12 protein-coding genes are annotated in these 12,771 nt (G+C 65.8%); 7 read left to right on the top strand and 5 right to left on the bottom strand.

All coding sequences use genetic code 11. The features are described 5' to 3' along the window. Positions 1 to 190: 190 nt before the first annotated feature. Positions 191 to 2,776 carry an autotransporter outer membrane beta-barrel domain-containing protein gene (locus HDC96_RS03915; protein ID WP_179458827.1) on the bottom strand — a complete coding sequence of 862 codons (2,586 nt, stop codon included), beginning with the start codon at positions 2,774 to 2,776 and terminating at the stop codon, positions 191 to 193. Positions 2,777 to 3,128: 352 nt separating this feature from the next. On the opposite strand from HDC96_RS03915, the gene HDC96_RS03920 reads away from it, so the two are divergent. The 5 genes from HDC96_RS03920 to HDC96_RS03940 all read left to right on the top strand — a co-directional run bounded on the left by HDC96_RS03920 (position 3,129) and on the right by HDC96_RS03940 (position 6,571). Beyond that, entirely contained in the window at positions 3,129 to 3,374 is a 246-nt protein-coding gene (locus HDC96_RS03920; RefSeq protein WP_179458828.1) for a hypothetical protein, read from the top strand. A gap of 156 nt (positions 3,375 to 3,530) precedes the next feature. Then, positions 3,531 to 4,868 carry a thioredoxin family protein gene (locus tag HDC96_RS03925; protein WP_179458829.1) on the top strand — a complete coding sequence of 446 codons (1,338 nt, stop codon included), beginning with the start codon at positions 3,531 to 3,533 and terminating at the stop codon, positions 4,866 to 4,868. Positions 4,869 to 5,388: 520 nt separating this feature from the next. Further along, a complete protein-coding gene (locus tag HDC96_RS03930) occupies positions 5,389 to 5,775 on the top strand; it encodes a hypothetical protein (protein WP_179458830.1) in 387 nt (128 codons plus the stop codon). A 38-nt stretch (positions 5,776 to 5,813) separates the two neighbouring features. Then, the gene (locus HDC96_RS03935; RefSeq protein WP_179458831.1) at positions 5,814 to 6,281 is read left to right on the top strand and encodes a hypothetical protein; all 468 of its coding nucleotides are present in this window, start codon (positions 5,814 to 5,816) and stop codon (positions 6,279 to 6,281) included. After that, positions 6,278 to 6,571, top strand: a complete 294-nt coding sequence (locus tag HDC96_RS03940) for a hypothetical protein (protein WP_179458832.1) — start codon at positions 6,278 to 6,280, stop codon at positions 6,569 to 6,571. Before HDC96_RS03935 ends, HDC96_RS03940 begins: the two co-directional genes overlap by 4 nt. Before the next feature lie 19 nt (positions 6,572 to 6,590). Here HDC96_RS03940 and HDC96_RS03945 read toward each other — a convergent pair whose 3' ends face one another. The 4 genes from HDC96_RS03945 to HDC96_RS03960 are packed head-to-tail and all read right to left on the bottom strand — an operon-like array spanning position 6,591 to position 10,923. Beyond that, on the bottom strand, positions 6,591 to 7,196 hold the full coding sequence (locus tag HDC96_RS03945; protein ID WP_179458833.1) for a DUF2894 domain-containing protein: 606 nt from the start codon (positions 7,194 to 7,196) through the stop codon (positions 6,591 to 6,593). Then, a complete protein-coding gene (locus HDC96_RS03950) occupies positions 7,186 to 7,833 on the bottom strand; it encodes an OmpA family protein (protein ID WP_176988844.1) in 648 nt (215 codons plus the stop codon). Before HDC96_RS03950 ends, HDC96_RS03945 begins: the two co-directional genes overlap by 11 nt. Further along, positions 7,830 to 10,235 carry a DUF802 domain-containing protein gene (locus tag HDC96_RS03955; protein WP_179458834.1) on the bottom strand — a complete coding sequence of 802 codons (2,406 nt, stop codon included), beginning with the start codon at positions 10,233 to 10,235 and terminating at the stop codon, positions 7,830 to 7,832. The genes HDC96_RS03950 and HDC96_RS03955 overlap by 4 nt, the downstream gene beginning before the upstream one ends. Positions 10,236 to 10,245: 10 nt before the next feature. Then, entirely contained in the window at positions 10,246 to 10,923 is a 678-nt protein-coding gene (locus HDC96_RS03960) for a DUF3348 domain-containing protein (protein WP_179458835.1), read from the bottom strand. A gap of 224 nt (positions 10,924 to 11,147) precedes the next feature. Here HDC96_RS03960 and HDC96_RS03965 point away from each other — a divergent pair, with 224 nt between their 5' ends. Both HDC96_RS03965 and HDC96_RS03970 read left to right on the top strand, forming a co-directional pair. Continuing rightward, positions 11,148 to 12,233, top strand: coding sequence for an alpha/beta hydrolase fold domain-containing protein (locus HDC96_RS03965; protein ID WP_179459605.1), 1,086 nt, complete (start codon positions 11,148 to 11,150; stop codon positions 12,231 to 12,233). Between the two features lie 116 nt (positions 12,234 to 12,349). Then, the gene (locus tag HDC96_RS03970) at positions 12,350 to 12,766 is read left to right on the top strand and encodes a host attachment family protein (protein ID WP_179458836.1); all 417 of its coding nucleotides are present in this window, start codon (positions 12,350 to 12,352) and stop codon (positions 12,764 to 12,766) included. Positions 12,767 to 12,771: the final 5 nt, after the last annotated feature.

The following is a 12,771-nucleotide window of genomic DNA, read 5'->3' on the forward strand; positions in this document are numbered from 1 at the left end:
TGTTCCCCCGGGTACGTTTCCCGCCATAGCGGGAGCAGCGCACAGCGCAAGACCAATGGCCCCGCCCAAGCGACTGAAGAAGAAGCGGCGGTGCGCGGCCCGACGGTGAGAACCATTGCGGTCGATATACATAATGAGTTCCTTTCAGAAAAGGGAGTTGACTGGTAGATGCTCTGATACTGCGTGTGTATTACCAGCTCGCACGCAACCCGATCTGCCCAGCCACATCGCGGTACCCGGCCTGGCCTTTCTGCAGACCCATATCGCCCCACGCCGTCCAGCGCTGGCCAAGCTGCAGCGAAGCACCGGCCTTGGCCTCGTAACGATCCTTCGGCAGGCCACCTTCCAGGCGATCACCATCGAAACGCAGGCTGTTGTCGTCGGCGCCGTGAATCCAGTTCACCGCCACAAAGGGCTGCACGCGGTTGCCGATGCTGCTGTTGGCGTGCCCGAACAGACGCACACCCACGCGGCTCGTAAGACCGCCAGCATCGTTGCCGTCGATCACCGTGCCATTGGTCTCCACGTGACGGTCCGCGCTGAAATCGGTGTAGCTCAGCTGCAGCTGCGGCTCAAGGAACATCGAGGTGCTGGCGCTGTCCACTACCTTGAAGCTGTAACCCGCCTCGACCGATGCGGTCTTGGCATCGCTGTCGTAACGCTCCTTGGCCAGTGCATCGCCCTGCACGGTGTTCTTGAACTGCGCGTACTGCGCCCAGGCATCGACGTACACACCGGTGGTCTGTGCCGGGTCCTGGAGCCAGCTCGCATACACGCCTACGGCCTGACCCTCGACCTTGCCCTTGGCCGAATAACCGGTCTCGCGCGAGGTCACGGTGTTGTTGGCACGGCCGCCGCCCAGCATCACGCCGAATTGGCCGCGGCTGTCCGCGCCCCAGCTGAGCAGGTCGGTGCCGACCTGCAGCACAGAGGTGTCGCCGTTGACGGAGAGCTGATCGGCGATCACGCCATAGTCGGCCTGGTTGCGGCTGACACGGGCCCAGGCGCCGCGCTCGGACAGGCCACGCGTGGTGCCGCCGGTGCGATCGCTCAAACGCATGCCGAACATCTGTGTTGCAGCCGCCTGGTTGGCGAGATACGCGCCCGGCTCCGGGCGCAGCACCGGAATCGGCGGCTGGCACTGGGGCAGGGCGGGATTCACCACGCACGGATCCGGATCCGGCGGCACCACGACCGGCGTGCAGCCCGGCAGCGTCGGGTCGGCCAGGCACGGGTCCGGCGCCACCGGCAGCGCCGAGCGCAGGTACCAGTTGCCCTCGGTCGGCGCCGCAGTGGTGCCCTGGTGCAGGAAATACTCGTACTGCCCGCCAATCGCACGGCCGGCAAGGGTGAACACGCCATTGGAGGCGCCGCCCACCTGGATCAGCTGGATGCCGTTGACGGTCTGCGCGCCGGCGCCGCCGACGTTGTTGACGGCCACGTTGGTCTGGCCGCTGGTGCTGCCACCGATGATCAGCTTGTCGCTGTCCGAAGCGTCATCACCGAGCACGGTGTTGAACAGCAATGCCCCACCGGCGCCGACGAAGTCGCCGCTGACGGTGAGCGTGTTGAACGCGGTGCCATCACCCAGCGCGACGGTGCCGCCGCTGTTGAGGGTCAGCGCGCCCACATCCGAGTCGCCGGCCAGCTGCCAGCGTCCGCCAACGGCCAGCGTTGCGGAAGTAACGTTGTCGAACACACCGGTGATGCTGGCGTTGTTGCCGAGGTTGACGTGGGTGGTCGCTGCCGCGCCGTTGATGATGTTGCCGGCCAAGGTAGAGCTTTCCACATTGAACGCAACGGTGACTGTGTCGGTCGCCTCAAGCAGTACACCGTTTCCAGCGACCAGGGTGGAACCGTTGCGGACTGTGATATCGGCGACCACAGGCTCGTCGCGTTCCCGCACCAGGATTGCTGGGCCCGAAAGTCCTTCGACACGTGCGTTGGTGAGGATGCGCGCGGCGCTGGCCTGCCGGGAGGCGAGCGCCCGCGCGTTGCGCTGGGCGTGGGTCACGGCAAGCAGGGTGGCCAGCAGGACAGCGCATAACACCGTGACCTGCAGGCGGTAGTGGGTCAGTACCGCACGGACGGTGGGCGGAGACCGATACAGGGCGTTGAGCCAGCGCTCCAGGATGTCCTGCCGGGTATCCAGCGGCAGCGAACGGAACGTCTGGTGGGCCATCTCCATCTCGCCCGCACGATGCGGCAGCGACGCCACGCGCATCTCCACCGGGGGCGCGTCGGGAGCAACCTGCACCGCCAGTCGCGTATCGAAACGTTTGCGGGCCAGCGGGGCCAGGACCGCGTCCACGCCCAGCGCGGCATCGATCGCCCCCCGATCCACCGCGTCGAGCATCTCGTCCACGTTGGCCATCTGGTAGATGTCGACGTCGGGAAAGTTCTGGGCCAGAAAGGCCCGGTATTCGCCATTGCCGATCACCCCGACCCGCATCCCGCCCATCGACGAGAGTGCTGCAGGCGCGGCAGTCCGGCGCGTGACCATCACGGTGCTCCCGCTGTAGAAGGACGGCGACAGTGCTACCGAGGACGGCAGCAGGGATACCGTGGAGGGCAGTGAGAACGCCAGTCCATCGACCTGCTGGTGTTTGAGCAGCAGCGCCGCGCGTTCGATCGACGGCGCGCGCACCAGCTCAAGTCTGAGACCCGACAGGGCCTGTACGGCCTCCAGGTAGGCGCTGGCGCCGCCGTTGGCAGGATCCCCAGAGAGCCCGTGCTGACTGATCAGTTGGGGCCCGATCGCCAGATGGTAGGGCACGCGTTGCGCCGTGGTGGGCCTCAGGGCCAACCATAGGAGGATGCCGCCGAGGGCAAGCAGGGTCGCCTGCCACGCCACGCGACGTGCACGCTTTCGGTCGAGGATCGATGGATACATGCGTGTTAGAAATACACGCGACAGCGCAATAGCGGTATGCAACAAGTACGAAAGCTATGGCCGCTATCGGGAACTGAGGCACGGGGCTGATTCTGTCCCAGGAACATTCGAGACGCCGGGACGTCATCCGCTCCGCCGCCGACCCGCTGTACTCGCGCCGCCGTCACGATGGTTCCACACCTTGCTGCCTCCGCGAACCCTACGATGGAACTCCCCTCCTGACGTTCTCCTCCCCATGACCACAGCACTGCATGATCTCGACGCACTTGAGCCCATCGATATCGACGGACTCAAGGCACAGGGTGTGCCGCCGGTCGCCCAGTACCTGGTGGACCAGGACAAGTTCGTTCTGCTCGGGGGCCAACGCGGCATCTATCGCCTGGCCGGGGCGGATACCGTGTGCTACTTCACCAGCCTGGATCAGATCCGGCTGCATCTGCTGGGACAGTCATTGACCCGACTGACGGTCGAATTGGCGTAAGACATGCGCTGATGATCACTGCTGATGCGATGCACGCACAGTTTTCGTATTTGTTGTATCGACCTGCCGGCATGACCTGCATAGGGTGGACGGTCGGCACAGGCGGTGATCACGCTGATCCCGTAGGTGCCGCTCCTTATCTGACAGGACATCGCGATGCATCTGGCAATACGCTTTTCCCGTGGAGTGATCGGCGTGGGCGCGCTGGCCTGCACAGCTTCCGCCCAGGCGGCTTCGCTGGCTGTCACCGCGCCCACGGTGCCCGATGGGCTTGCGTGGGTACTGGCCATGGCATTGCTGGGCGGGGTTGTGCTGAACCTGATGCCCTGCGTTCTACCGGTCCTGTCGTTGAAGGTGCTGTCGGTGCTGGGCACGGGTGCCGACCCGGTGCAGCTGCGGCGGCACGCACTGTCCTACACCGCAGGCGTCCTGATCTCATTCCTTGCCATCGGCGCGTTGATTCTGGTCCTGCGCTCCACCGGTAGTGTGCTGGGGTGGGGTTTCCAACTGCAGCAACCCGCGTTCGTCGCTGTGCTGGCCTGGATGATGGTGCTGGTTGGCCTGAGCCTGGCAGGCATGTTCACGCTGGGCGGCTCGGTAGGCAGTACGGGCCAGAAGCTGCTGGGCAAACAGGGCTACACCGGTGACTTCTGGGCCGGTGTGCTGGCCTGCGTGGTGGCGAGTCCCTGCGTAGCTCCTTTCATGGGGCCTGCATTGGCGTATGCATTCAGTGCCTCATGGGGCGCTGCGTTGCTGGTCTTCGTGATGCTGGGCCTTGGCCTGGCATTGCCCTTCCTGCTGATCGGCTTCTTTCCGGTGCTCGGACGCTGGCTGCCCCGGCCCGGCGCCTGGATGGAGACCCTGAAAGTCCTGCTGGCGTTCCCGATGCTGCTGACCGCTGTCTGGCTCGTGTGGTTGCTGGGAAACCAGAAGGGCATGAATGCGGTCGCCCTCATCCTGTCCGCCTGCGTGGTGCTGGCGCTGGGCCTGTGGTTGTTCGAGCAGGGCCGCTGGCGCAGCCAGACCTGGCGCAAGGTGCTGGGTGGGTTGGTGATCGTCGCCAGTCTAGCGTCGGTGGGCGCCATCCACCGTCTGCCCAATACCGATGGCAATGCGACCCGTCCCTCGAAGATGATCGGCGCGACGTCCTATTCTGCGCGTGACCTGGCCCGTGCCCGGAGCGAGGGGCGCCAGGTCCTGCTGACGGTCACCGCCGACTGGTGCATTACCTGCATCGCCAACGAGCAGACGGTGCTGGCCACGGACCGCTTCCAGTCCCTCTTGCTGAGCACCGAAACGCTGTACATGAAAGCGGACTGGACCCACAGCGATCCGCTGGTCGGCGCGTTGCTGAAGGAGCAGGGCGCCCCCGGTGTGCCGCTGTATGTGCTCTATCGGCCGCATCAGGAGGGTGAAGTGCTGCCGCAGGTGCTTACCCAGGAGACGATGCGCCAGGCGCTGGTGACGGAACCGGTGGAGGACCAGCAACTGTAGGGCGCCAGCTCGTTCTGTGCTTACATCGGCGAGACGGAGGTGCCACTGGCGAGCAGCAAGGCCAGGGCGGATGAAAGCAAGGTGGTCTTTCATCTAGTACGTCACCTGTAGGGCTCTTCCACTGAAAGACAATGGCCCCGAATGGTTCAGAGTAAGGGTGCCATGGCAATGAACAAGGGAACGCGCTTGGAGATGTTCGATGTGGCCGAGCACCTGCGTACACCCCACGAGATAGGGGCCTACGTCGATGCTTGCATCATCGAAAGCGACAGGGATGCGGCTTTCATCGCCAAGGCGCTGGGCGACATCCCTCAAAGTCACCCGTGCACCGGGCGTGACCCTGCGTGCAAGCGCGGCGTGATGTTGAATCCGTGGGACTTACGGGCACCAGCGTTGAGACGCTCAGCTGGCCACCTTCCCGCACGCGAGGAGTGCTCTAGGGTAGTGGCCGGGGTTTATCGCTGGGCAGACGTAGTCAGGTAGAGTGGCGCAAGAACGGGATGAACGGGGGTTTCAATCCATGTGGCGACAACTTGGGGCTTTGGTTCTGGTGCTGGCACTGGTATTCGGGGCCGCCTACTTCCTGGGCATCTCAGTAGTGGCTCGAAGCGATTTTGCATTCGATACGAGCGACGTGCTGTCCTCGGCTGCCGGCATGTGGTTCGCGCTGTTTGGCGGGCTGATCGCAAGGCAGTACCGGTTCGCGATCATCGTCGGGGTGCTGTACGTGTGCCTATGGGGAATGGCGACTTACTTCGTCAACGCGGTAACCCAGGCAGGCTTCCTGCCAATCTTCCGCATCAATGCGCCGAACATCGTAGTGTCCGTCCTGAGTGGCATGGCGGGCGCATGCGTTGGCGTGTTTGTTCGACGTGGTCTACGCCGCTCTGAAGAAAGCGCCGCTTAGCGTTGATCGTTCGACGGACAAAAACCCCACATATGCCAATGTACGCAGAATTGATCATTGCGCGATCTCTGAAGCTTGCAGCGATTGCGGCAGCGTTTGTTGCCTGCTTCGTACTTGCGCGCAACCTGGTTAGCATGAGTTGCCCGCTCGACGCCTACCCGCCGAGCGTACTGGCGGCGATGTATGTGGCTGTATTGATGCTGATGGTGTACTCGAGGTTCAAGTTTGCATCGAGGGGCCTGGTGAAGCTGCCTGCATCATGGGTTGGACGCGTGCTCGGTGCGGTGGTCGCGGTTGAACTGGTCGGTGTCGGCGTGCTGCTTGCGTGGAACCGTGACTGTGGGAGCATCGTTCGCGCACTCCCGGTCCCGGCAGCGCTTCTGATCTTCTATACGACGGTAGGATTCTCGTTGCTCTTTGGTGATGCCCATCTGGGCATACTGAGGAACGTGATTCGCCTGGGCGTCAAACCGAAGGACTTCCTCCGGGACGGTGATTTGAGATGATTGCACTCAGGGACGTCGTGCTCGGATGGTCAGTGCTTTGTGGCTGGATAGGGTTGCCATGGCTGCTCTGGTTCGCGGCCCATGGGTTGGACAACGTGGTCTGGTTCACCCTGCATCAGATGTATTACCTGCCGCTTGGCAGCTGGATGGGCGAGCCGTTCTTCAGGCCAGATTCCGAGGTGATGTTCTTCGTGCTTCCGGCCGGGCGTTTGCTCACCGTGCTGTTCTATCTTGCCGTCGCAGTAGCGCTCACCCTGTCCCGCCGCGCGTGGAGGCGTAGACGTACATAGGGCGTTCTCGACGCTTCGATCAGCCCGGCGCCTTACCCGCACGCGGCCGCCGCGGCTTCGCCCCACGCGGCACCACCTTCGGCGTCGCCACCAGCACGCCCCACTGATGCAGGTGCTCCATGCCCGACAGCGCATCCAGGTACGCCATGAAATGCGTCAGGTAACCGGGTGAGGTCTCTTTCATCAGCGTCAGGGCGCGATGGACCAGTACACCGGAGTTCAACGGCCCCCCATTGGTGGGCATCTGGGCCAGGGATTCCTTGAGCTGGCTGGCATTGCGAAGCCTGGCCCACGTCGCCCGGACCTCGCCCAGCACCGGCAATTCCGGATACGCAGCACTGTGCTGCCCCGTTAATTCCGTGACCAGCGCCTGCAGGCCGATGCGACCCGATGACAGGCCCGGCTCGGATGTCAGCGATGCCGACGCATCGGCAACCCGCTCAGCGTAACCCGCGACCAACGCGTCCAGCTTCCGTTGCAACAGCGCCCGCACCTCACCGTCATGCATCTGTGCGCGGGCATGCAGGGCCTCGATCACCGCAAAACGCGTGCGGTCCAGCCCGTCGAGCTTGTCCGCTCGCCAGTTCTCGAGAATCTCAGCGGTTGCAACAGGGTTACGGGGCATCCGCGGCCTTGCTCGCCTTGGGTTTCGGGATCGGGGCGATTTCGACGCGGCGGTTCTTGGCGCGGCCATCCTCGTCGGCGTTGGAACTCACCGGCTGCTCCGAGCCAAACGCCGCGGCAAACACCGCATCCGACGGCACGCCTTCGGCGATCAGGGTGCGGGTCACGGTCAATGCACGCTCGGCGGAGAGCTCCCAGTTGTCGGCGAAGCGCCAGTTGCCATCGCGCACCTGCTGGTCGTCGGTGAAGCCGCTGACCATGAGGATTTCCTCGCGCGAGGCCAGGTAGCCCTTCAGCGGCCCGGCCAGGCTCTTGAGGACGTCGACGCCCTCGGGCTGCAGCGTGTCGGAGTTCAGGGCGAACAGCACATTGCCGCGGATGCCGATGCGGCCATCCACCAGCGTCACGCGCCCTGCGGCGAGCGGGCCGGCCAGTGCCTGCTCCAGCGTCTGCCGGCGCTGCACTTCGGCCTGGCGCTGCTTGACCTCCTCATCCAGCCGGTTGGTCAGCTCCAACTGCAGCGCGACCACGCCGACCAGGATCAGTACGAACGCACCGAGCAGCACCGACATCAGGTCGCCGAAGGCGGCCCAGATCGGCGCGCCTCCGTCGGCTTCGACTTCGATCTCGTCGCTCATGCCGAGGCGGCTCCGGCCTTGCTGCTGCGGCGGCCGGCCAGCTGCTGCAGCTCATCGATGATCTGCTTCTGCGAGAGCACGCTGAGGTCGATGACCTCGCGCGCCTGGGCCACGTAATAGGCAAGCTGCTCGTCACTGCGTGCCAGCGACCCGTCCAGCGAGGCGGCGATCTGGGCCAGCCGCTCGTTGAGGCCGTCGCTGGCCGTCCCGAAGGACTGCACGGCACTGCCGAGCGCATCTGCCAGGCTCGCGACTTCCACCGCGCTGCCGGTGACCTGTACGGCCACGCTGCCCAGCTTGCCGGTCTCGGCTTCGATGTGATCGGTGAAGCGGGTGCCGACCCGGTCCAGCAGCTCGGCCGAGGTCGATACCAGTGCATCGACGGCGACGCGCTGTTCGTTGGCGGCGTGGTTGACCGCATCCAGCAGGGTCTCCACGGTCGCCAGCAGGCGGCTGCGTTCTTCCAGCGTAGCGGTGTCGCGGACCAGACTGTCGGACAGTTTGCTGCGCAGTTCGGCGACGACATCGGCCGCGGCCTTGGGCGCTTCCGAAGCGGCCTGGACCAGGCGCGAGATCTCGCTGATCGTCTCGCTGGCGTGCGCCTGGGCCTGCTGGGTGATGTCGTTGGCGGTGCGGGCGAGGGTGTCGCAGATCTCCTGCTGGCGACGGGCCACGCTGTCGCCGGTCTGCTCCCAGCGTTCGCCGAGGCGGGCGCTCATGCCGGTGAAGGCCTCGGTCCACGCGCTCAGACGCTGCTGATCGCGCGCTTCCAGGGCGTCCTGGAGCTGGGCATGCGACTGCTGCATCGCGTCGCCGAGCGACACCGCCTGCGCCTGCAGCGTCGCGGCGGCGGCATCCAGCGCCTGTTGATGACGCTCGCTCAGTGCCGTTGCGGCCGCGTCCTGGCGGGCCAGGGCCTGCTGCCATGCCTCGGCGATCTGCGCCGTGGTGGCGTCCATGCGGCTGCCGACCGAGTCGATCAATCCAGCGGCCCGGGCGTCATGCGTTTCGGTGAAGCTGGACAGCGCGCTGCGCAGTTCGGCAGTCAGCGCGGCATGGGTCTGTTGCTGCGCGGCCTGGGCATCCTGCCAGCGCGTCGCAATCGTGTTGAGCTCGGCGGAGACTGCCTCGAGCAAGGCGCTGGAGCGCTCGCCATGCTGCTCGGCGAACTTGGCCAGTGCACTGCGCAGTTCGGCCGCCATGGCTGCATTGGTCTGCTGCTGTGCGGACTGGGCCGCCTGCCAACCGTCAGCGCTGCTGACCAGCTTCGCGGAGACCGCGTCGAGCAGGCCAAGCGCGCGTTGATCGTGCTGCGCGGCGAATCCGTCCAGCGCGGCGCGCAGGTCGGCGGTCAACGTGGCATTGGTCTGTTGCTGGCCGTCCAGCGCGGCCTGCCAGGACGCGGCGTTGGCGACGCGGCTGGCATCGAAGCCTTCGGTCAGACCGGCCAGCTGGCGCTGCACTGCCTCGGTCACCGTCTCGTGCATGGCAGCGTTGGCGCGGGCGATGCCGGCCAGGGTGGTGTCCATCACCGGCTGCAACGCCGCACCTACCGCGCGTGCGCTTTCGGCGACGCTGTCCTTGAGTGACTGCTCGATCGCGGCCGTCAGGCGTGCGTACTCTTCGTCGGCCTTGGCGTGGAAACTCTGCTGGTTGGCCAGCAGCCGTTCGCCGGAGGCGCTGCTCTGCTGTTCGATCGCGGCCGTCATGGCCTGCAGCCGATCCACCAGCGCGGGCATGAGCTCGGCCTGCTGCTGCAGCAGCCGGAAGGCTTCATTGCGCTGCCAGGACTGCGAGTGCGTGTGCAGGGTGGTCGCGATCTCCACGTCCAGCCGCTGCACCGCCTCCAGGCGCTCACGCCGGCACAGCGCCGAGAGCAGGCCGAGCATGGCGGAGGTGGCGACACCGGCGATCGAGGTGCCGAACGCTACCGCGAGGCCTTCCACCGGCGCGCCCAGCGAACCACGGATGGCCTGCAGGTCGGTCGCGCTCTCCAGTGCCAGGCCGGTGCCACGCAGGGTGGCCATCATGCCGAGCAGGGTGCCGAGCATGCCCAGCAGCACCAGCAGGCCGACCAGGTACGGCGTCAGCACCGGACCGGGCAGGGCGACCCGTTCGCCTTCCACGCGCAGGCGCACCGCGTTGCGCAGGCTGGGATGCAACTGGCCGAGCCAAGCGGCGAGCCCTGCGCCTGCCGTACCCGCACTGGCGCTGGCCGACGCAAGCGAGGCGGTCGCCTGCCGATAGCGATACAGCTCGAGGCCACCGGCGAGGTAGCAGACGGCGATCAGCAGGGCGATCGCGAAGCCGACCGGATGGGTGCTGGCATACCCCGCCCCGATCCAGCACACCGCCACAAGGCCAAGCAGGAAAACTACGTAGTGAAGACTGGTTCTGAACATGACGTCCCGGTTATTGGGTGCGAAGCGCTGCAAGCAGGCCTTCGATCGGTTGAAAACGGAGATCCAGCTCGGCCAGCAGCAGGCTCTGCATGTCGCGGCGGAACACCTCGCGCCAGGCATCGTCGCTGCCGGCCTCGCGCAGGCGTTCGAAATGCACGCCGAGCAGCACCGGCACCTTGGCCAGCAGGCTGTGCTCGCGCGCGCTCAGGGTCTGTTCCATCAGCGCATCGACTTCGGCTAGCCTGGCCATCTCGGGCGAGATGCGGGTCAACATGTCGCGCAGACGGCCACGCAGACGGCTGGTGGCACCGAGCATCGAGCGCTGCAGGGTGATGTAGCGCTCGCGGAACACGGTGTAATCGCTGGACGCTTCGGCACTGCCGGCGTCGACCACCCGGCGAGGCGGCCTGCCAGGCTCAGGTTCCTGAACAATGCTGGCCTCCAGCGTCGCGCGAATCCGCTGGCAGTCGGCATCCTCGTCGGCGTCGAAATCCGGGCCTTCCACCGCAGGCGGGAGCCGGCCATCGAGCGCCTTGGACAAGGTGACCGCCCGCGTCCAGTCCACCCACTCGCTGAGCCGGTCGGACAGGGCCGGGCCCGCCGAGGACAGGTTGCTTTCGGCGAGGCGGGCCAGCAGCCGGATGAAGGCCGGGCCCGGGACAGGCGTCCGTTGCGCGGTTTTGGCCATTGTTCCGGTTAAAACGACGAATTTTACACCGTAATGATCGACCACCGCCCGGGTGCGGGGTTCAGGCTCGGCTAAACGCCCCGTCGCCTGTGCGCCTGGCGAACCGTATCAGTCGATGGAATCCCGGCCCTGCTGCGTAGCGTCTGCGGTGAGGCAACGACTATTCTGTGATCCGATATCACAAGGGAGTGCGGAAGATGGGGTGGACCGGGAAGATCGCGCCGATGGCGCTGTGCTTGGCTGTCAGCGGGACCGTCATGGCGGCCACTCCCGCACCGTCAACCGTGGAAGGCGTGCGGAACGTCCCCGAATTCGCTTTACCGCTCTCGCCCTACCTGAGTCCTGAAGCACAGGCGGCGATGCGAAGCGCGGTGGTCAACGGCGACCCCGTCGCAAAGATGGACAACGCCACCGTGCTCAAGGAATTGGCAGCGATCCGCAAGGGCGCGGACGCGTGGGCCTACGGAGAAATCCAGGCGCTGCGCGAGCGCTATCCGGTTGAGCTGCACCATGAACGCTGGAACGGCGTGCCCGTGGTGCGGGTCGAGCCGCGCAGTGCACCCACCGACCCGGCGCAGCGGCGGCTGCTGATCGAGCTGCATGGCGGTGCCTTCGTGTTCGGGCGTGCGGACAGTCTCGGCCTGCTCGAGGCGATCCCGGTGGCGGCGATGACCGGTGCCACGGTGCTGGCGGTTGAATATCGGCAGGGGCCCGAGCACCAGTTCCCGGCCGCCAGCGAGGATGTCGCGGCGGTATATCGTGCCGCGTTGGAAAAAATGCCCGCGCAGCACATCGGCCTGTTCGGCTGCTCGGCCGGCGGCGTGCTGACCGGCGAATCGCTGGCGTGGTTCGACAAGGAAAAGCTGCCGATGCCGGCCGCGGCCGGGTTGTTCTGCGCCGGCGGCGATGCCCGTTACGGCGGCGACTCGCGCTATGTAGCCGCGGCGGTCACCGATGCCCTGCTGCCGCATGCCGATGGCACGCTGCCGATCATGGAAGACCTGTACTACGGCAAGGTCGATTTCCGGGATCCGCTGGTGTCGCCGGTGTTTTCCGATGCGGTATTGGCCCGGTTTCCGCCCACGCTGTTCATCACCGCCACCCGCGCGGCCGAAATGAGCAACGTCGCCTACACCCACTCCCGGCTGGTGGACCTCGGTCGCGCGTCGGACCTGCACGTCTGGGACGGCCTGGGCCACGCCTTCCACCTGGACGCGCGCTTGCCGGAAAGCCAGCAGGCCTACCGGGTGATGGCGCGTTTCTTCTCCAGGCACCTGCAGATGCCGCTGCCGGCATCCCCGGGGGAGTAGGGCGCACAGGGCCTGCATACGCTGTGCATACATCCGTATGCACGGTGCTTACATGCCGTTGCCTACGGTGGAACCCGAGTGCACCCGCGCTCGGTTTTCCCCATAAGGAGTAGATGATGAGTCAGCAGATTCCCGAAGGTACCCTGGTCGTTGTAGCCGATGGCGGCTCGGCCCGCGTGTTCACCAACGTCGGCACCGCGCACAAGCTGCAACTCAAGCAGGAGGGGGAACTGCAGCTGCAGGCCGTCAGCGATACCGGCGCGTCCGGGCAGGGGCCGTCCGGCTCGGTGCCGCAGGAGATGAGCATCTCCCAGCTCAACGAGGCGACCTTCGCCAAGCAGGTGGCCGCGCAGTTGAACGAAGATGCGCTGAAGAACCGCTACGCACACCTGATCCTGATCGCCGATCCGCAGACCCTGGGCCGCATCCGTCCGCTGCTGCACAAGGAAACCCAGGAGCGCCTGATCAAGGATCTGGCCAAGGACTACACCAACGCGCCGCTGGAGGACATCCAGCGCGCTCTGTCCTCCTGAGGGAA

The sequence above is a fragment of the Stenotrophomonas sp. JAI102 genome (genome assembly GCF_013409105.1).
In the GTDB taxonomy this organism is placed as follows: Bacteria; Pseudomonadota; Gammaproteobacteria; order Xanthomonadales; family Xanthomonadaceae; genus Stenotrophomonas; species Stenotrophomonas maltophilia_AA.

Excerpts from the sequence above, each read along its gene's own strand:
- HDC96_RS03920 (WP_179458828.1), top strand. The coding sequence starts at position 3,129 with ATGACCACAGCACTGCATGATCTCGACGCACTTGAGCCCATCGATATC.
- HDC96_RS03925 (WP_179458829.1), top strand. The coding sequence starts at position 3,531 with ATGCATCTGGCAATACGCTTTTCCCGTGGAGTGATCGGCGTGGGCGCG.
- HDC96_RS03930 (WP_179458830.1), top strand. The coding sequence starts at position 5,389 with ATGTGGCGACAACTTGGGGCTTTGGTTCTGGTGCTGGCACTGGTATTC.
- HDC96_RS03935 (WP_179458831.1), top strand. The coding sequence starts at position 5,814 with ATGTACGCAGAATTGATCATTGCGCGATCTCTGAAGCTTGCAGCGATT.
- HDC96_RS03940 (WP_179458832.1), top strand. The coding sequence starts at position 6,278 with ATGATTGCACTCAGGGACGTCGTGCTCGGATGGTCAGTGCTTTGTGGC.
- HDC96_RS03945 (WP_179458833.1), bottom strand. The coding sequence starts at position 7,196 with ATGCCCCGTAACCCTGTTGCAACCGCTGAGATTCTCGAGAACTGGCGA.
- HDC96_RS03950 (WP_176988844.1), bottom strand. The coding sequence starts at position 7,833 with ATGAGCGACGAGATCGAAGTCGAAGCCGACGGAGGCGCGCCGATCTGG.
- HDC96_RS03955 (WP_179458834.1), bottom strand. The coding sequence starts at position 10,235 with ATGTTCAGAACCAGTCTTCACTACGTAGTTTTCCTGCTTGGCCTTGTG.
- HDC96_RS03960 (WP_179458835.1), bottom strand. The coding sequence starts at position 10,923 with ATGGCCAAAACCGCGCAACGGACGCCTGTCCCGGGCCCGGCCTTCATC.
- HDC96_RS03965 (WP_179459605.1), top strand. The coding sequence starts at position 11,148 with ATGGCGCTGTGCTTGGCTGTCAGCGGGACCGTCATGGCGGCCACTCCC.
- HDC96_RS03970 (WP_179458836.1), top strand. The coding sequence starts at position 12,350 with ATGAGTCAGCAGATTCCCGAAGGTACCCTGGTCGTTGTAGCCGATGGC.